Genomic DNA, 17,657 nt, shown 5'->3' on the forward strand with positions numbered 1-17,657 from the left:
CCGGTTCTGCCCATCGGCAGATTTACATTCTGCGCGAGGGCAGCGCGCTACCTGGGCCTTGAAGTCCACGGCAGTCCGAGGCCCCACAGCTGCCCCACAGACAGGTACCTCAGGCTCGTCGTCAGTCGACGGCCGCATGTGGGGCGCCCGGCTCCGCACATGGCGTGCAACCCATGCCCTCACGCTGCCGTGAACTGCACGAACCCCTGACACGACGTCATCCTTCACCTAATGTGAGGAGGCTAGGCTTGGAGGGGGTCAGCTTGCTTCACACTCGTATGACGCGTGCCCGACTGAGACGCCGTTAGGGTCCTTTCAGGTGTCAAGCGTCACGCCGTGCTCTTTGAGCGTTGCGTTGCATGGCGTCACTTCCCAGGACGCGTCGGCAGGCTGTACCGGATGTCGGAGATCAGTGAAGAAGTTTCTAATCTCTGCGAAGACCTGGTACAGGTATCGCGCCCGAAGCGGGATGACGTTGCTGCTGGATCACCCCGCGGAATAGTAAAGGCCTGGCTGGGAACTTATGGGTTCATCTCGCACCCTGACTACCCCAGCGATGTTTTCTTTCCTGGGTCAGCAGTGCAGGAGAGCTCAAGTGGGACGTGGAACTCCCTCAACCCTGTGGGGGCTCACGTCATTTTCGAAGTAGACGAGCATGGTAAAGGGGATCGCCCACGAGCCAACTTCGTAGCTCCCCTTCCCCCGGATGCATAAGCACGCCGTAGCGTCCACATATCAGCGTTAACCTCGATTCGTCAGCGGCTGTTATTGGCTGACCGGGCTGTCGGTTCGCCCTGTTTGTTCCGCATGATCGCGGGCGGGGCCTTCGCGTATCGCTGCGGCTGCGCCGGGGTCCACGGCTCCGCCACGGATACGACGTAGACACTCGCATCCTCGCAGGTCAACGGCACCTTTCTGCTATCGGGGCGTCAGATCACCCACTTCCGCTGAATACCCAGGGTTAGCCGTTGTAAGGCTCCGCGTCCAGACCACCGCCCGCCGCCTCGGCGAAGTTGATCCCGAAACGGCTTGGAGCGTCGTTGGAATTGGCTCGTGGTGGCACGGGCGACGCCAGAATCGGTGGTTGCGGTGGCTGGCAGTGCACGTCGCTTACTTCCACCCATCCAGCGACACCTGAGGCCCATCGGTCAGGTAACGGTGCAGGGCACTGGCGGTGGTGTCCACGAACTCCTCGGGGATGGAGTCAGCATCGACCCACCTGACCTGGGCATGCTTGCGAGGTTCACGGTTCTCGGGTTCGCCAGTCCATTCGTGGGCGGCGAACACGACGGTGACAAAGCCGTTGGGGGCTTCTACGCCCCAGGCGCCGTGGATGATGTGCGCGACCTTCAGGGACTCTGGCTTCACCGTCAGGCCGGTCTCCTCGTACAGCTCACGTACGGCGGTTTCGGTGATCGGCTCGCCAGGTTCGCTCTTGCCGACAGGGAGGTCCCACATGCCCTGGGCGAACTTGGCGTTCTGGCTGCGCTGGAGCAGGACGACGCGGTTCGTCGTCTTGTCGTGGACGATGACGGCGGCGACCAGCAGGGTCATGGATTCGAGGGCGGGCTTGAGGGCTTTGGGCTGGTCGTCGGTCTGCGGCTGAGCCACGGTTGCGTCCCTTCGTCGGCCGGTTGGTGGGCAGCTTAGGCCAGTGTTTCGCGTGCGCGGCGGGCGAGTTCGGCGGCTCCGGGGACTTTGCGGCGCTGGTAGACGGAGAGGGTTGATCGGAGCGATGTGATCGCTTTGCGGGTGCGGTCGGAGGTCATGCCTTCCATCAAGGTCAGCGCCTGGGCCCAGGCTGCGATGGCTTCGTCGGCGCGGGCCTGGGCGGCGAGGCTGTCGCCGAGGTCGGCGTAGGTGAGGGCGTGGACGCGCTTGTACTTCTCGGGGTCCCAGCGGATCAGGGCGTCGCGGTGCTGCTGTTCGGTGCCGATGTGGTCGGCGAGGTCGGTGAGCGTGCGGGCGGTATGGCTGGCCACGGTGCCGGCGGCTGGGCCGCTGACGCGGGAGTAGCTGGGCTGTGGGCCGTCATCACGCAGCAGGGCGTCCTCGGCGGCGAGCAGGGCGCGGGCCGCTGCGGGCTTCTCACCGGTGGCGGCATAAGCGCGGGCGTGGGTGATGTGGAGCAGAGCTTCGGTCTGGCCGTCGACGTGGCTGAGGCACCGCCGTAGGGCGCCTTCGACGAGGTCGGCGCAGTGGTGGGGCTGCTTGAGGCTGAGGGCCTGGTGGGCGAGGGCGCGCATCATCCAGGCGGCGTGGCCGTGCGGGTCGGCTTCACAGGCGAGTTGGTAGCCGACCTGGTAGTAACGCTGGGCGGCGCCTTCCTGGCCAAGGTCGTGGTGCTTCCAGCCTGCTAGGTAGGCGAGTTCGGCCACGGCGCCGAAAGCTGCCTGTCGTAAGGCTTCGTTCGGGAAGCGGCCCCGCAGCATGGGGGCAGCGGTGTCGGCGAGGTAGGCGGTGACGGTGGTCAGGCCGTGGCCGCCGCCGAGGCGTTCGTCGGCTGCGCTGAAGGCCGCGGTGACCTGGCGTACGACGTCCACGTCCTCTGCCCCGACCACGGACTTGCCGGTACGGGCGCGGAGCATGCGGGCGGTAGCCTCCTGGTCGTGGGCGAGCGGCATGGCGACGCCGGCGGTGGTGAAGGCGGCCACCGCGAGGAAGCGGCTTCGCTCGACGTCGGCGCGGCCCAGGTCCATGGCGGCCAGGACAGGATCCCGCTCGTCCGCCCCTTCAGCATCGGGCGCGCGTAGGCCGATCTCGGTCTGGGTGACGGTGCGGCCTGCCCGGCGGGACAGGGCTTCGGCGAGGTACTGGCCAGTTCGGCCGGTGGGCTGGCGCGTGCCGTTTACCCAGTGGCAGACGGCTGACTTGTTGGTCTGGAGGATCTCGCCGTTCTCTGCGGCGATGCGCCGGACGTCCTTCGCCAGAGCCTCGTACGTGCAGCCAATCGCGTCGATGGTGTCGCGCAGGCGGGAGTTGGGTTCTCTCTGCGCTGCCACGATCGCCTCCCGTCCGGGGCTGTAAACCGCGTATACCGCTTCAACTGCCTCTCACCGTACCCACTGTGCGTGACGACGTGTTCACTAATCATCAGCCGCCCGGTCCCGGTCAGACACCCTGACCAGGCTCCACCTTCGGCCGGGCGGCCCCCGAAGTTCCGTACGCCTACACCGGGTTCGGGCATTCCTGTGCCCGAACCCGGCCGATCAGAGACGGAGACACGGTGACCACCACCGACACCGCGGCCATCACGGCCGTACTGCCCGAGGCGTTCGACGAGCGCTGGAGCCGTCTGCCCGGCATCCAGGTCGACGGCCGGCGCATCACCATCGAGCCGGCCGAGTACTTCTTCCGCTTCGAGTCCAGCACCTGGCTCGTCGCCGACTGGGAACTGGTCAAGGCCGAGCTTTTGGACGTGGAGGAGACGACCGAGAGCGCGGTCGAGCAGCTCGCGCTGGAGTTCATCAAGACCCACGCCGAGTCCACCTCGGACGCGGCCCGGGTGCTCGCCACCGCCTACGAGGTGTACGCGTACCTCATCCGCGACGAGCACCTCGCCGGACTCGGCCTGCCGCAGATCACCACCGAGCACCTGCGGATGCTGCGCGAGGCGGCCACGCTGATGGCGCTCAACAAGGTGGAGCGGGACGGACACATCTCCAACGTCGGCCCGTGCTGGTTCTTCCCCGCCGCCACCTCCGTCGTCTTCGACCTCGACGACGAGATGGGCGGGCTGCTCGACGAGGTCTACCACGGCGGCTGGTTCAACGAGCACCGCCGCATCGAGTCCATCAAGGCCCACGCCGCCCTCGGCGGTCGGCTCGTGCACGGCTGCCAGTCCGTGCCGGACCAGTCCGGCGGCGTCGTGGCGCCCTACGGTGCCTCGATGGCCACCTTCCGCGACGACCTCGCGGCCTTCAAGGCCGGATGGATCGAGCAGGTCTACGCCTACCGCGTGAGCCCTGCCGCGTAGCACCACAGTCCTGGCTCCGGGGCGGGCAGGCACTTTCTCGCCCGCCCCGGACGCCGCCAACAGCACTGGAGCCCCTGATGGACACAACCCTCAACGCCGATCTCCTGGACAACCTGCTGACCATCGCCGGCCGGTCCACCGCAGTGCGGGAGGAGGTACGCGTGTGGTCGATGTCCGGCGTCGAGCGCCTGACTTTCACCGACGGCACGACCGCCATCTTCAAGTACGCCAAGAAGCCGTTCGACAGCGAGGACCAAGCCCTTCGTCTGGCACGCACCCTCGGCGTCCCGGTGCCCACCGTTCGCGCGTCCGCAGTCGTGGACGGCTGGCTCGGGATGCTGCTGGAAGACCTCAGCCCTGCCGCCCGCGAGGCCGACGACCTCGACGGTGCCACCGCAGCCGTCGTCCTGCACCACACCCGCACCACCGCCGCCCTGCCGGTCCTCGACCAGGAAGGGCTGCGCCAGCTTCCGAGCCGGGCCCTGGAGCACCTCGGCCAACTCCGCAAAGCCGAGCGATGGCAAGACACGGACGACATCGAAGACGCCCTCGACCGCACCGCCCAGGGTGCTGAAACACGCTCGGCCGGTACGACGGTGGCCCCGTTCGGCTGGGTGCACTCCGAGTTCCACCCCACCAGCCTCCACATCGGCCGACACGGCTGGCGGCTGCTGGACTTCGCCCGCGCCTTCACCGGCCCCGGCCTGCTCGACCTCGCCAGCTGGCACGGCACCCTCGACACCCCCGACCCCGTCCGCCTGCGGGTCTTCCTGGAGACCTACGTCACCGAAGGCGGCACCCCCGACGCCCTCGCCGAACGGGGCGGACTTTCCGCCGAGAAGTGGGCGCTGGGCTGGCACCGCATGTGGGCCGTCGAGTGGTTCATGGAGCAGTCCATCCGCTGGATCAACGACCCAGCCACCGACCCCGCCTACATCAAGGCCGTACGCCGCCACCTCACCGATGTCCTCCGCCTCCTGGAGGTCTGACGTGCTCGCCCAGGCGTCCCCCTGGTACGTCCACGCTCTCCAGCGCACAACGGCCAGCCCTGCCGAACCCCTGTCCGTGCCCGTGCGGATGGAATGGACCACGCGGCCCGGCATCGGGCCCGGCGCCGACATCCTCGGCCCGGATCTGCGCCGCAAACGACTGCTGGAACTCGGCTGCGGCCCCGGCCACAACGCCGCCCACCTCGCCACCCGTTACGGCGCCCAGGTCACCGGCGTCGACCTCGTCGGCCTCCAGGTTCGCCGAGCCCGCTCGCACTACGGCCGACTGAACAACCTCACCTTTGCCGCCGGCCACGCCCTGCACTACCTGCACGCCTCCGACGAAGACTTCGACGCCATCTACTCCGTCTTCGGCGCCGTCGGCCTCGTAGCACCCGAACTTCTGCTCCCGGCCATCGCCCAGCACCTCAAGTCCGGCTGCACTCTCGCCTTCTCCGTCCCCCACCCCCAACGCGGCGGCAGGCGCCCCTCAACCGACGACCGCCCCAACCGCGACTACGTCACCCTCCCCGACCGCACCCGACTACCCATCGCCCGCTGGGACTTCGACGCCGAGCGCTGGGAGAAACACCTCGACCGCGCCGGCCTCTGGCTCACCTCGGCCCAGGAGTTCCACGACGCCCGCCACGGCCGCTGGCCCACCACCCTGCTGATCATCGCGCGCAAGCTCTGACCGCCACCCCGGCTCACTGGGAGAAACCGATGCGCCCGCCCTACCTGCTCCTCGACGTCGACGGCGTCCTCATCCCCTTCCCGGACGCTGAAGCGGCCAGTCCGGCGACCCACACCCACCACGACGTTGTACCTGCTGGCCGGAGCGCCGACGACCCGGTCACCATCTGGCTCAACCCTGCGCATGGCCCCTTGCTCATGCACGTGATCCGGACCGGCCTGGTCACCCCCGTCTGGTGCACCAGCTGGCGCCACGACGCCACCACCCTGATCGGACCGCTCCTCGGCCTCCCACCCCTGCCGTACGTCGACCTCCCGAGCCCGCAGATCACCACCAGCCATCCCGATGGGTACCTGTGGAAACGCGACCACGTCGACACCTGGCTGGGTGACTCGCCCGTCATCTGGATCGACGACGACTTCACCAACCTCGACCACGAATGGGCCGCAGAACGCACCGCACGTGGCCAAGCGACCGCGCTGGTCCAGCCTGATCCCCACGTCGGGCTGCTGGCCGAGCACCTGGTCGAGGTCCTGGCGTGGGCCGCGCTGTTGCCCATCCCACAGGCTGATGTCCCAGGCGTCCCACGTGAAGCCGAAGCCGCATAGCGGAGACAAGCCACAGGAGCACTGATGCCCTCGCCACCGCGAACAGCGAGGCCACCAACACCCGCTGGTCCGGCGGCTCACAGCGCTCGCGACGTGCCCGGCCGCGCCCGGACCGTCCACGATGCCGACTGATCACTCTTCGTCAACAAAATCCCCCAACAAAAGCAAACACCCGTTACAGCAGTCACCCCTTCCGCATAGAGTGCGAATCACAGCAAGCTTTTCTGAACGCGTTCAGAAGACGCGGGGGAAGGCCCGAACGGGGAGGGGACGCCCAATGGGCAGGGGGGTAAAGGCTGCCGTCGTCGGCAGTGTGTTCGCGGTGATGGTCGGTGGGGCCGGGTACGGCGCCTACAACATCATGTCCGCGCTGAACGGCGACGGGGGGAGCGCGCCCGGTGCGGCCGGGCCCGCGCCGGTGAAGAGCGGGCCGCCGAGTGCGGATGAGATCAAGGACACGACGGCGAAGTTCTTCGCGGCCTGGGAGAAGGGCGACGCGGCGACCGCGGCGTCGTACACGAACAACGACACGGTGGCCCAGCCGCTGCTGACGGCATACGACCAGGCCGCGCACATCAGTGACGTGAAGATCACGCCGGGTACGGCGTCCGGCGCCACCGTGCCCTACACGGTGAAGGCGAAGGTGGCGTACGAGGGCAAGTCCAAGCCGCTGACGTACAAGAGCGAGCTGACCGTCGTGCGCGGGGTCTCCACCGGGCGGGCGCTGGTCGACTGGCAACCCTCCGTGATCCACCCGGAGTTGCAGAGGGACGACACCCTGGTCACCGGAGAGTCGGCGAACCCGCCGATCGAGGCCGTGGACCGGAACGGGACCGTGCTGACGGAGGAGAAGTACCCCTCCCTCGGGCCGATCCTGGACGCCCTGCGCGGCAAGTACGGCGAGAAGGCCGGCGGCACACCCGGTGTCGAACTGGTGATCCGGCACGCCGACGAGGCCGCCGCCGACACCCCGCTGCTGACCCTCGCCAAGGGCAAGCCGGGCAAGCTGGAGACCACGATCAGCGCGAGCGCGCAGGCGGCGGCCGAGAAGGCGGTGAAGCAGTACGACCAGTCGTCGTTGGTGGCTGTCAAGCCGAGCACCGGTGAGGTGCTGGCCGTGGCCAACAACCGCACGGACGCCTTCAACGCGGCCTTCGAGGGGCGGGTCGCGCCCGGCTCCACCATGAAGATCATCACCGCGGCGATGCTCATAGACAACGGCGTGACCTCGATGAACGGCCCGGCGCCCTGCGAGGACTCCGCCGTCTGGCAGAGCCAGACCTTCAAGAACCTCACCGGCATGAAGGCCAACCCGAACGCCACGCTCGCCAACAGCTTCATGCGGTCCTGCAACACGGCCTTCATCAAGCTGATCGACGAGAAGCCGCTCACCGACGAGTCGCTGACCACCGAGGCCCAGACCCGGTTCGGGCTCGGCCGGGACGACTGGAAGACCGGCATCGTCTCCTTCGACGGCAGCGTCCCGGCGGTGAGCGGCCCGGACCGCGCCGCCAACGCCATAGGCCAGGGCCAGGTTCAGATGAGCCCGCTGAACATGGCCTCGGTGACGGCCACCGCGATCACCGGCGAGTTCCGCCAGCCCTACCTGGTCTCACCGGAGCTCGACGGCCGCCAGATAGCCACCGCCAAGGGGCTGCCGGCCGACACGGCCGCCCAGCTGAAGCAGATGATGCGGCTGACCGCGACCCAGGGCACCGCCGCCGAGGCGATGGCCGGGCTCGGCGGGGACATCGGCGCGAAGACCGGTTCCGCCGAGGTCGACGGGAACGCCAAGTCCAACAGCTGGTTCACCGGATTCCGGGGCGACGTCGCCGCGGCGGCCATGACCGAGGAGGGCGGCCACGGCGGCGACGCGGCCGGTCCGATTGTCGCAGCCGTGCTACGAGCGGGAGGCTGATCTCGGCCCGCACAGCACGGGACTCTAGGGTGGTTGCCGTCGTTGGGAGTCAAGAGGGCAACGGGGACCCTGGGATCTCGGAGGATCGAAGGCTGTGGGACAGAGAAAGCGCATCGCCGAGCGACGGAACACGAAGCCCGCCGTGATCGGCGGGATGATCGCCGTGGTCGTCGCCGGTGCCGGCTTCGGCGTCTACGCGCTGTACGACGGCGGAGCGGCGGCCGACGACGGCACGCGGACGACGTCCACCGGCGCCGACCAGAAGGCGAAGGACGTGCCGTCCGGCCCGCTCTCGGCGACCGAGGTCACCACCACGGCCCGGACGTTCCTCACGGCCTGGCAGCAGGGCAAGGTCGCCGCCGCGGCCGCCGCCACGGACGACTCCGCGGCGGCCACCACCCTGCTGACCGGCTACACCAAGGACGCCCACATCAAGGACGTCACGCTCACGCCGGGCACGCCCACGGGCGACAAGGTCCCCTTCACGGTGAAGGGGACGGTGGCGTACAAGGACACCAGCAAGCCGCTGACGTACGACAGCGCGCTCACCGTCGTACGGCGCGAGGCCGACGGAAAGCCGCTCGTCGGCTGGCACTCCTCGGTCGTCCACCCCGACCTCCAGGACGGCGACACCCTGGTCACCGGCGAGTCCGGCACCCCGCCGATCAAGGCGGTCGACCGGGACGGCGGCGCACTGACCGAGGACAGGTACCCGTCCGTGGGCCCGGTCCTCGACGGGCTGCGCGAGAAGTACGGCAAGACGGCCGGCGGCAAGGCGGGCGTCGAACTGCGCGTGATCCGCGGCAAGTCGTCGAAGTCGTCCGAGTCGTCCGAGTCGTCCGACAAGACGCTGCTGGAGCTCAGCAAGGGCACGCCGGGCACGGTGAAGACGACCCTGGACCCGGCGCTCCAGGCGGCGGCGGAGAAGCAGGTGGCCGAGAAGGCACGGTCGTCGGTCGTCGTACTGCGCCCGTCGACCGGCGAGATCCTCGCGGCCGCGAACGCATCCAAGGGCTTCAACACCGCCTTCCAGGGCTCCCTCGCCCCCGGCTCCACGATGAAGGTCATCACCTCCTCGCTGCTGATCGAGAAGGGCCTGGCGTCGGCGGACAAGAAGCATCCGTGCCCGAAGTACTTCACGTACGGCGGCTGGAAGTTCCAGAACGACGACAAGTTCCAGATCAAGAACGGCACCTTCAAGGCGAGCTTCGCCCGCTCCTGCAACACCGCCTTCATCAGCCAGGCGCCCAAGCTGAAGAACGACGACCTGACGAAGCAGGCCCAGCAGGTCTTCGGCCTCGGGCTCAACAACTGGGCCATCGGCGTGCCGTCCTTCGACGGCGCGGTGCCCGTGCAGTCGCAGGCCCAGATGGCCGCCTCGCTCATCGGCCAGGGCGCGGTCCGGATGAACCCGCTGAACATGGCGTCGGTCTCGGCGACGATCCAGGCGGGCACCTTCCACCAGCCCTACCTGGTGTCCCCCTCGGTCGACAACCGCAAGCTGGCGACGGCCTCCCGCACGATGTCCGCCACGGCCCTGTCCCAGCTGCGGGAGCTGATGTCGTACACGGCGGCCTACGGTACGGCGGCGGAGGCGATGTCCGGAGTCACGGGCAATGTCGGCGCGAAGACGGGCTCGGCGGAGGTCGACGGCCAGAAGAAGCCGAACGGCTGGTTCACCGCCTACCGGGGCGACCTCGCGGCCGCGGGCGTGGTCCAGCAGGGCGGTCACGGCGGTGACACGGCGGGCCCGATCGTGGCGGCGCTGCTGAAGGCGGGCGGCTGAGCCTCAGCTCGTGACGGGTGAACCTCACCTCGTGACGGGTGTCGCCGTCGCCATGTACGTCCGCCGCAGGAACCTGAGCAGTGCCTTCGTCTCGAACTGCACCACCGAGACGCCCTGCGGGGTGTGGAACTCGACCACGGCCTGCACGCGCCCGCACGGCCACACGCGGACCTCTCCGCTGCCGACCGGTGCGCGCAGGCCCTGCTCGAGGAGCGAGCGCGAGAAGATCCACTCGTCGTGGGTCCCGGGCAGACCGACCCGTACCGAGCGCGGGTCGATGTCGGGGTCGTAGCGCAGGACCACCGGGACGGCCTCGTCCTCCGAGATGTCCACGTCCGAGACGATGTGGGCTCGTGCGTACTGCTCGACTACAGACATCGTGACGGCCCTCTCACGCTGTGCAACCTGTGTGGAAGCTGTGCATCCGCTGCCCTTCCAATGTCGCACATTTCCTGGATTCCGCTCCTTGGACCGGACGGTAGCCCGCTCGGCCGGTCACCTATGACTGTTCGCGGACTGTTGGCGGACTGTTGGCGGTGCATCTCTCTTGCAAGCCATTCGCAACAAGCCACTATCATCGAACGGTGCATGTGCCTGATGGATTCATCGACGCCCCCACCTCCGTAGCGACCGGGGCGGTCGCCGCGGCCGCCGTCGCCGTGAGCCTGCGTGGCGCGCGCCGGGAACTGGACGAGCGCACCGCGCCGCTGGCCGGCCTGGTGGCCGCGTTCATCTTCGCCGTACAGATGCTCAACTTCCCCGTCGCGGCGGGAACAAGCGGCCACCTGCTCGGCGGCGCGCTCGCCGCGATACTCGTCGGCCCCTACACAGGGGTCCTGTGCGTCTCCGTCGTGCTGCTGATGCAGGGCATCCTCTTCGCGGACGGCGGCCTGACCGCGCTCGGCGTGAACATCACCTGCATGGCGATCGTCACGACGGTCGTCGCCTACGGCGTCTTCCGCGGGCTGGTGAAGGTCCTGCCGCGCGCCCGCCGGTCGGTGACCGTCGCCTCCTTCGTCGCCGCGCTGCTCTCGGTCCCGGCCGCGGCCCTCGCCTTCACGCTCCTGTACGCCGTCGGCGGCACCACGGACGTCGCGATCGGCAAGGTCGCCACCGCCATGATCGGCGTGCACGTCCTGATCGGCATCGGTGAGGCGACCATCACGGCCCTCACCGTCGGCGCCGTCATCGCCGTACGCCCGGACCTCGTGTACGGCGCGCGCGGCCTGCGGCAGAAGCTGAAGCTGCGGGTGAACGGCGAGCTCGTCGACGTACCCGCGACCGAACCGGCCGCCCCGGTGGCCGCCCGCTCCTCCCACCGCAAGGTGTGGGCGATCGGCCTGGTCACCTCCTTCGTCCTGGCCGGGTTCGTCAGCTTCTACGCCTCCGCCGACCCCGACGGCCTGGAGAAGGTCGCCGCCGACAAGGGCATCGACAAGAAGACCGAGGAGCACGCCACCGCGGACTCCCCGCTCGCCGACTACGGCGTCAAGGACGTCGCGGACGCCCGCCTGTCCGGCGGCCTCGCGGGCGTGATCGGCGTGGGCGTCACCGTCGTCGCGGGCAGCACTATGTTCTGGGCGGTGCGCAGGCGCCGTACGGAGGACGCCTCCCCCACGGCCGTAGACGTGGAGAACGTCTGACATGGGCGCCGGGCACGCGCACAGGCTCTACCGGCACGGGCACTCGCCCGTGCACGCCCTGCCGCCGCACACCAAGCTCGCGGCGGTCTTCGCCTTCGTCCTGGTCGTCGTGTCGACGCCGAGGGAGGCGATGTGGGCGTTCGGCCTGTACGCCGTGCTGCTGGGCGTCGTCGCGTACGTCGCCCGCGTGCCCGTCGGCTTCCTGCTCAAGCGGCTGCTGATCGAGGTGCCGTTCGTGGCCTTCGCGGTGCTCCTGCCGTTCGTGGCTGAGGGCGAGCAGGTAGAGGTGCTGGGGATGTCCCTGAGCGTCAGCGGACTGTGGGGCGCCTGGAACGTGCTCGCCAAAGGCACCCTCGGCGTCGCCGCCTCGGTCCTCCTCGCCTCCACCACCGAGCTGCGCGAACTCCTGCTGGGTCTGCAGCGGTTGAAGCTCCCGCCGCTGCTCGTGCAGATCGCCTCCTTCATGATCCGTTACGGCGATGTCATCGCGGACGAGATGCGGCGGATGCGCATCGCGCGGGAGTCGCGGGGCTTCGAGGCGAGCGGCGTCAAACACTGGGGCGTGCTGGCGAAGTCGGCCGGAGCCCTCTTCATCCGCTCCTACGAGCGCGGGGAGCGCGTGCACTTGGCCATGGTCAGCCGCGGTTACGCCGGTTCGATGCCGGTGATCGACGAGGTGACCGCGTCCCGGGCGCAGTGGTCGTACGCCTTCACCCTCCCCGTCGCCGCCCTCGTCGTCTGCGTGTTGGGATGGGCCCTGTGACAGCTTCACTGGACGTGGCCGGACTGGCCTTCGCGTACCCCGACGGGCATCAGGCCCTGTTCGGCGTCGACTTCTCGATCGCGCGCGGCGAGCGCGTCGCGCTGCTCGGACCCAACGGCGCCGGCAAGACGACGCTCGTACTCCACCTCAACGGCATCCTGACCGGCGGCACCGGCACGGTGCAGGTCGCCGGGCTGCCCGTCGGCAAGCAGCACATGGCCGAGATCCGGCGCAAGGTCGGCATCGTCTTCCAGGACCCGGACGACCAGCTGTTCATGCCGACCGTGCGGGAGGACGTGGCCTTCGGGCCGGCGGCGGCCGGGCTGAAGGGGCCCGAGCTTCAGGCGCGGGTGCGCACGGCCCTGGAACGGGTCGGCATGCAGGACTTCGCCGACCGGCCCCCGCACCACCTCTCCTTCGGTCAGCGGCGCCGGGTGGCGGTCGCGACCGTCCTCGCCATGGAGCCGGAGATCCTGGTCCTCGACGAGCCGTCCTCCAACCTCGACCCGGCCTCCCGCCGCGAACTCGCCGACATCCTGCGCTCGTTGGACGTGACGGTCCTGATGGTCACGCACGACCTGCCGTACGCCCTCGAGCTGTGCCCGCGCTCGCTGATCCTGAGCGACGGCACGATCGCGGCCGACGGCAAGACGGCGGAGCTGCTCTCCGACGACGAGCTGATGCGGGCCCACCGGCTGGAGCTGCCGTTCGGTTTCGACCCCCGCTCGGTGCCTGCCGCGCCGGGCCGTCCGTGACAATGGGCGCGTGGACAATGGGCGCGTGACGAACCAAGAGGACGCCGGGTCCCTGCTGCTGGACGACCAGCTGTGCTTCGCGCTGTACGCCGCCCAGCGCGCGGTGACGGCCGCGTACCGCCCGCTCCTCGACGAGCTCGGCCTCACCTACCCGCAGTACCTCGTGCTGCTGGTGCTGTGGGAGCGCGGCGAGACGACGGTCAAGGAGCTGGCGGGCGCGCTGCGGCTCGACTACGGCACCATGTCGCCGCTGCTGAAGCGGCTGGAGTCGGCGGGGCTCGTGCGCCGGGAGCGCGCGGTGAGCGACGAGCGCTCGGTGCTGGTCGAGTGCACGGAGCGTGCGCGGGAGCTGCGGGAGCGCGCGGCGCGTGTGCCCGGCGCGCTCCTCGCGGCGACCGAGCTCGAGGGTGCGGAGGTCGCGCGGTTGCGTGAGGAGTTGTGGCGGCTGGCGGAGAGGGCCGGGGTGGCGGCGGAGAGGGCCGGGGCGGCGGACCGTACGCGCTGATCACGGGTTACCCGGGGTTGCTACCCCCTGGTAGTGAACAGATCCCTACCGGCGGGTACCTTGTGCACGATGCATTTGCGCACACCTGTTCCGGGGGGAGCCGGCCATGACTGAGGACACTGCCGTCGACACCACTGTCGACGGTGTCGACACCGCCGTCGACACCCGTCCGTCGAAGATCGTGTACGTCGCCGAGGCCACCGCGCACGGCGGCCGGGACGGCTATGTCACCAGCCAGGACGGCCAGATCGAGCTGAAGGTCGCGATGCCGCCGGAGCTGGGCGGCGACGGCAACGGCACCAACCCGGAGCAGCTGTTCGCGGCCGGCTACAGCTCCTGCTTCCACAACGCGCTGGTCCTGGTCGGGCGCCGGGCCGGCTTCGACCTGACCGGCTCCACGGTCGCCGCGAAGGTCGGCATCGGCCCCAACAAGCAGCGCGGGTACAGCCTCGCGGTCGCCCTCAGCGTCTCCCTCCCCGTCCTGGACACGGCCATCGCGGCGAAGCTGGTGGACGCGGCCCACGAGGTCTGCCCGTACTCGAACGCGACCCGCGGGAACATCGACGTGGCGATTCTGCTTGGTTGAGAGAGACGCGGGCGACGGCTGAGCGAGGGGTACGGACGTGGATGTGAACGGCACAGTGGCCGAGGGCTTCGAGCCTGTCAGGGACGCGTTCGTACAGAACTTCGAGACGCTCGGCGACCGGGGCGCGGCCGTCGCCGTGTACCGGGACGGCCGCAAGGTCGTCGACCTGTGGGCCGGCACGCGCGATGTCGACGGCGATGTCGACGGCACCGAGCCCTGGCAGCGGGGCACCGCCCAGATCATGCGCTCCGCGACCAAGGGCGTCGCCGCCGCCGTACCGCTGCTGCTGCGTCAGCGCGGGGAGCTGGACCTGGACGCGCCGGTCGGCGAGTACTGGCCGGAGTTCAAGGCGCGCGGCAAGGAGCGGGTGCTCGTGCGGCACGTGCTGAACCATCGGGCTGGGCTCCCGGTGCTCGACCGGCCGCTCACGCCGGACGAGGCCCTGGAGCCGTTGAAGGGCCCCGAGGCCGTCGCCGCGCAAGCCCCCGTCTGGGCGCCCGGCACGGACCATGGCTATCACGCGCTGACGTACGGCTGGATGCTCGACGAGTTGGTGCGGCGCGTGACCGGCATGGGGGCCGGCGAGTGGATCGCGGCGGAGATCGCCGGGCCGCTGGACCTGGACCTGTGGCTGGGGCTGCCGGCGGACGAGGAGGCGGCGGGCCGGACGGGCCGCGTCGGCCGGATCGAGACGCCGGAGGCCGCCACCGGGGCGGGCCCGCGCTTGCGCCCGAAGCGTTCGGTCACTCAGGCCTACGACGACCCGGCCTCCCTCACCCGCCGGGCCTTCGCCGCGATCACCCCCTTCCCCGACCAGAACGACCCGGCGTACCGCGCGGCGGCCCTGCCCGCGACCAACGGCATCGCGACGGCCGACGGACTGGCCCGCTTCTACGCGGCGCTGATCAGCGAGGTCGACGGCATGCGGCTGTTCGCCCCGGCCACGGTGGAACTCGCCCGGGCCGAGGAATCGGCGGGACCGGACCGCGTCCTGGTGGTCAACACCCGCTTCGGCCTCGGCTACATGCTGCACGGCAGCGCGTCGCCCTTCCTCGGCCCGGGTTCCTTCGGCCACCCGGGCCGTGGCGGCGCCCTCGGCTTCGCCGACCCGGAGACCGGCATCGCCTTCGGTTATGTGACCAACGGTTTCCGCAAGACCGTGACGGCGGACCCGCGGGCCCAGGCGTTGGTCCGGGCGGTGCGGGCCGCGGCCGTACCGGCGTAAGGGCGTTGGCCTGACGGCTCAGACGTGGATCGGGTGGGACGTCCTGCCGGACGCCTGGTCGATCTCGTCGTGCGCCTTCGTCAGCAGCCGCATCGCGAGCTCGTTGAGAGCCCGCGCCGCGGCGATCTCCTCCCCCACCCTCGGCTGATTCGGGTCGGTGCGGTGGCGGCTCGCGTGTCCGTGCGCCCGCACCTCGGTGCCATCGGGCAGACGAACCAGCGCGGCCGCCTTCGTGTGCTGATCGTCCTCCTGGAACTCGAGCTCGACGTGCCATCCCACAGCGGTGTGCATCACGACGATCACCTCCGGAATATCTGCTTCCAGGGTGCTCCTTCGGGCCTGCTGTCGACTAGTCGGGCTCCGGGTGTCCCTCGGTGACTGAGCAGCCAGGGGTCCCGTACACCGGAGATGAGTGCCGACGGGACGCCACCGCGCGCCGGGGCCCGGACGCTCACCCAGTGATTGGCAGATCTGTTCCACCGGCACGGTCACCTCACCTGGGGTTTTCCTTCGCGGGGGTGGAACAGATCTGCCAATCACCCCCTATGCGGACAAGGGGCGCGGGGCCGGCGGGGCGAGCTATCCCGCGCGCAGCATCAGGCCGATCCCGACCACGATCAGGCCGGCCGCCGCGATCCTCGGCGCACCGAACCGCTCCTTGAAGAACGCGGCCCCGATCGCCGCCCCTACGATGATCGATGTCATAGCGGGCTCGTACGGTGTTTCCATGAGTCGATCGAAGTTAGCCAAGGCCGTGATCACCCCGGGCGAGCCCGCAGCGATCTACTGCCGGATCTCCCACGCCCGGGACGAGGACCAGACCGGAGTGGACCGGCAGGAACGCATCTGCCGGGAGATCGCGCAACGGCTTCAGCTCCGTGTCGAAGCGGCCCACGTCTACGTGGACAACAACCGCTCTGCGTGGCAGCGCAACCGCAAGCGGCCCGGGTGGGAAGAGATGTTGAAGGCGATGGGGGAAGGGGAGATCCGGCACGTCATCGTCTACCACCCCGACCGCCTTATGCGGCAGCCGAAGGACCTCGAAGAGCTTCTCTCAATAGCCGATGACAAGCGCGTCCTGCTACACGGCGAGGCGAACCGGCGGGATCTGTCGGACCCCGATGACCGGTTCATTCTCCGCATCGAGGTGGCCCACGCGTGCCGCTCGTCCGACGACACGTCACGACGACTGAAGGACGCTCTCAAGGACAAGGCCCGCGAGGGCAAGCCGCACGTGGGCAACCGTCCCTACGGCTACACCAGCAACGGTCAGGCGATCATCGAGGATGAGGCAAAGATCGTCCGCGAAGTCTTCCGGCGGTATCTGGACGGCGACTCACCTCAGCTCATAGCTGAGGACCTGACCATGCGGGGAGTGCCCACTTCCAAGGGCAAAGTGTGGCAGCCGGAGAACGTACGCCATCTGCTGTCGTCCAACTTCGTGGCGGGTGTCCGGATCCACCAGGGCGAAGAAGTGGGAACCGGGACGTGGCCCGCCATCATCGATCGCGGCCAGTGGGACGAGGTTCAGCGGCTCAGGGGATACCGAGCCAAGCAATCCAGGGACGGGCAGAAGCGGCCGGTCCGGGACTACCTGTTGCGCGGAGTCGCGACGTGCTCATGCGGAGCCCGCATGGCCGGTACGAACAGCGTGCGGTACGCCTACTACCGGTGCACGCGCGCCGACGAAGTCGGCCAGCAGAAGTGCGGACGTTCCGTATCCGCCGTACCCCTGGAAGCCTTCGCGCGGGATGTGGCGATCAAGGTTCTGACCAAGCTGGACACCTCGGGCTACGAACCCGCCACGACCACGCGTCCCGAGGCTGACGTTCTCGCGGACGAGAAGGACCGGGCGAAGCTGGAAGAGCTGAAACAGCTTTGGCTCAACGATGACGACTTCACGACTGCCGATTTCCAATCCATGCGTGCGCCCATCCTCAAGCGGATGAAGGAGCGGCAGCGGAAGACCGTCAAACGCCCTATTGCCGTCCTGGAGGGGATCGCCGGACCGGACGCCGAAGTCAACTGGGAGCGCCTGGAGAAAGAGGAGGACTACGCACGCATGAACGCGATCTATCGTTTCCTGTTCGCTGCCGTGGTCGTCCGTCCGCCGACGAGGAAGGGCAGGGGGTTCGACACCAACCGCGTGGACATCAAGCCGAACCCGCTGGACTAGGGCCTGTCCGGGCGATCAATGAGATTTTCAACA

Annotated in this window: 17 protein-coding genes and 1 pseudogene; 13 read left to right on the top strand and 5 right to left on the bottom strand. The window is 69.1% G+C overall.

Features of this window, described 5'->3' with window-relative positions; genetic code table 11:
- Positions 1-1,110 precede the first annotated feature (1,110 nt).
- Positions 1,111-1,611 carry an NUDIX domain-containing protein gene (locus Q4V64_RS21220; protein ID WP_124441553.1) on the bottom strand — a complete coding sequence of 167 codons (501 nt, stop codon included), beginning with the start codon at positions 1,609-1,611 and terminating at the stop codon, positions 1,111-1,113.
- Positions 1,612-1,646: 35 nt separating this feature from the next.
- Positions 1,647-3,002 carry a tetratricopeptide repeat protein gene (locus tag Q4V64_RS21225; protein WP_124441552.1) on the bottom strand — a complete coding sequence of 452 codons (1,356 nt, stop codon included), beginning with the start codon at positions 3,000-3,002 and terminating at the stop codon, positions 1,647-1,649.
- A 224-nt stretch (positions 3,003-3,226) separates the two neighbouring features.
- Here Q4V64_RS21225 and Q4V64_RS21230 point away from each other — a divergent pair, with 224 nt between their 5' ends.
- The 6 genes from Q4V64_RS21230 (at position 3,227) to Q4V64_RS21255 (ending at position 9,971) form a co-directional block, all read left to right on the top strand.
- Complete coding sequence (locus Q4V64_RS21230) at positions 3,227-3,976, top strand: hypothetical protein (protein WP_124441551.1); 750 nt, start codon at positions 3,227-3,229, stop codon at positions 3,974-3,976.
- 77 nt (positions 3,977-4,053) lie between these two features.
- A complete protein-coding gene (locus tag Q4V64_RS21235; RefSeq protein WP_124441550.1) occupies positions 4,054-4,965 on the top strand; it encodes a phosphotransferase in 912 nt (303 codons plus the stop codon).
- 1 nt (position 4,966) lies between these two features.
- Positions 4,967-5,659, top strand: a complete 693-nt coding sequence (locus tag Q4V64_RS21240) for a class I SAM-dependent methyltransferase (protein ID WP_124441549.1) — start codon at positions 4,967-4,969, stop codon at positions 5,657-5,659.
- Positions 5,660-5,688: 29 nt separating this feature from the next.
- Positions 5,689-6,267 carry an HAD domain-containing protein gene (locus Q4V64_RS21245; RefSeq protein ID WP_124441548.1) on the top strand — a complete coding sequence of 193 codons (579 nt, stop codon included), beginning with the start codon at positions 5,689-5,691 and terminating at the stop codon, positions 6,265-6,267.
- Between the two features lie 277 nt (positions 6,268-6,544).
- The gene (locus Q4V64_RS21250) at positions 6,545-8,185 is read left to right on the top strand and encodes a penicillin-binding transpeptidase domain-containing protein (RefSeq protein WP_124441547.1); all 1,641 of its coding nucleotides are present in this window, start codon (positions 6,545-6,547) and stop codon (positions 8,183-8,185) included.
- Positions 8,186-8,279: 94 nt separating this feature from the next.
- Entirely contained in the window at positions 8,280-9,971 is a 1,692-nt protein-coding gene (locus Q4V64_RS21255; RefSeq protein WP_124441546.1) for a penicillin-binding transpeptidase domain-containing protein, read from the top strand.
- 24 nt (positions 9,972-9,995) lie between these two features.
- Here Q4V64_RS21255 and Q4V64_RS21260 read toward each other — a convergent pair whose 3' ends face one another.
- Positions 9,996-10,349 (bottom strand): SsgA family sporulation/cell division regulator, encoded by a 354-nt coding sequence (locus Q4V64_RS21260; protein WP_124441545.1) that lies wholly within the window; start codon positions 10,347-10,349, stop codon positions 9,996-9,998.
- A gap of 206 nt (positions 10,350-10,555) precedes the next feature.
- Between Q4V64_RS21260 and Q4V64_RS21265 the strand changes: the two genes are divergently transcribed.
- The 6 genes from Q4V64_RS21265 (at position 10,556) to Q4V64_RS21290 (ending at position 15,448) form a co-directional block, all read left to right on the top strand.
- Positions 10,556-11,614, top strand: coding sequence for an energy-coupling factor ABC transporter permease (locus Q4V64_RS21265; protein WP_124441544.1), 1,059 nt, complete (start codon positions 10,556-10,558; stop codon positions 11,612-11,614).
- Position 11,615: 1 nt separating this feature from the next.
- Positions 11,616-12,377, top strand: a complete 762-nt coding sequence (gene cbiQ / locus Q4V64_RS21270) for a cobalt ECF transporter T component CbiQ (protein WP_124441543.1) — start codon at positions 11,616-11,618, stop codon at positions 12,375-12,377.
- Positions 12,365-13,132, top strand: coding sequence for an ABC transporter ATP-binding protein (locus Q4V64_RS21275; protein WP_124441542.1), 768 nt, complete (start codon positions 12,365-12,367; stop codon positions 13,130-13,132). The genes cbiQ and Q4V64_RS21275 overlap by 13 nt, the downstream gene beginning before the upstream one ends.
- A gap of 25 nt (positions 13,133-13,157) precedes the next feature.
- A complete protein-coding gene (locus Q4V64_RS21280) occupies positions 13,158-13,637 on the top strand; it encodes a MarR family transcriptional regulator (protein WP_124441541.1) in 480 nt (159 codons plus the stop codon).
- A 106-nt stretch (positions 13,638-13,743) separates the two neighbouring features.
- A complete protein-coding gene (locus tag Q4V64_RS21285) occupies positions 13,744-14,223 on the top strand; it encodes an organic hydroperoxide resistance protein (RefSeq protein WP_124441540.1) in 480 nt (159 codons plus the stop codon).
- Between the two features lie 37 nt (positions 14,224-14,260).
- Positions 14,261-15,448 carry a serine hydrolase domain-containing protein gene (locus tag Q4V64_RS21290; RefSeq protein WP_124441539.1) on the top strand — a complete coding sequence of 396 codons (1,188 nt, stop codon included), beginning with the start codon at positions 14,261-14,263 and terminating at the stop codon, positions 15,446-15,448.
- A gap of 18 nt (positions 15,449-15,466) precedes the next feature.
- Here the strand turns inward: Q4V64_RS21290 and Q4V64_RS21295 are convergent, their stop codons facing one another.
- Positions 15,467-15,742, bottom strand: a complete 276-nt coding sequence (locus tag Q4V64_RS21295) for a DUF1876 domain-containing protein (RefSeq protein WP_124441538.1) — start codon at positions 15,740-15,742, stop codon at positions 15,467-15,469.
- A 285-nt stretch (positions 15,743-16,027) separates the two neighbouring features.
- A pseudogene (locus tag Q4V64_RS55125) lies at positions 16,028-16,150 on the bottom strand (EamA family transporter); the annotation flags it as partial.
- A gap of 25 nt (positions 16,151-16,175) precedes the next feature.
- On the opposite strand from Q4V64_RS55125, the gene Q4V64_RS21300 reads away from it, so the two are divergent.
- A complete protein-coding gene (locus Q4V64_RS21300) occupies positions 16,176-17,624 on the top strand; it encodes a recombinase family protein (protein ID WP_124441537.1) in 1,449 nt (482 codons plus the stop codon).
- The last annotated feature ends 33 nt before the right edge of the window (positions 17,625-17,657 follow it).

It is taken from the genome of Streptomyces sp. NL15-2K (assembly GCF_030551255.1).
Lineage (GTDB): Bacteria > Actinomycetota > Actinomycetes > Streptomycetales > Streptomycetaceae > Streptomyces.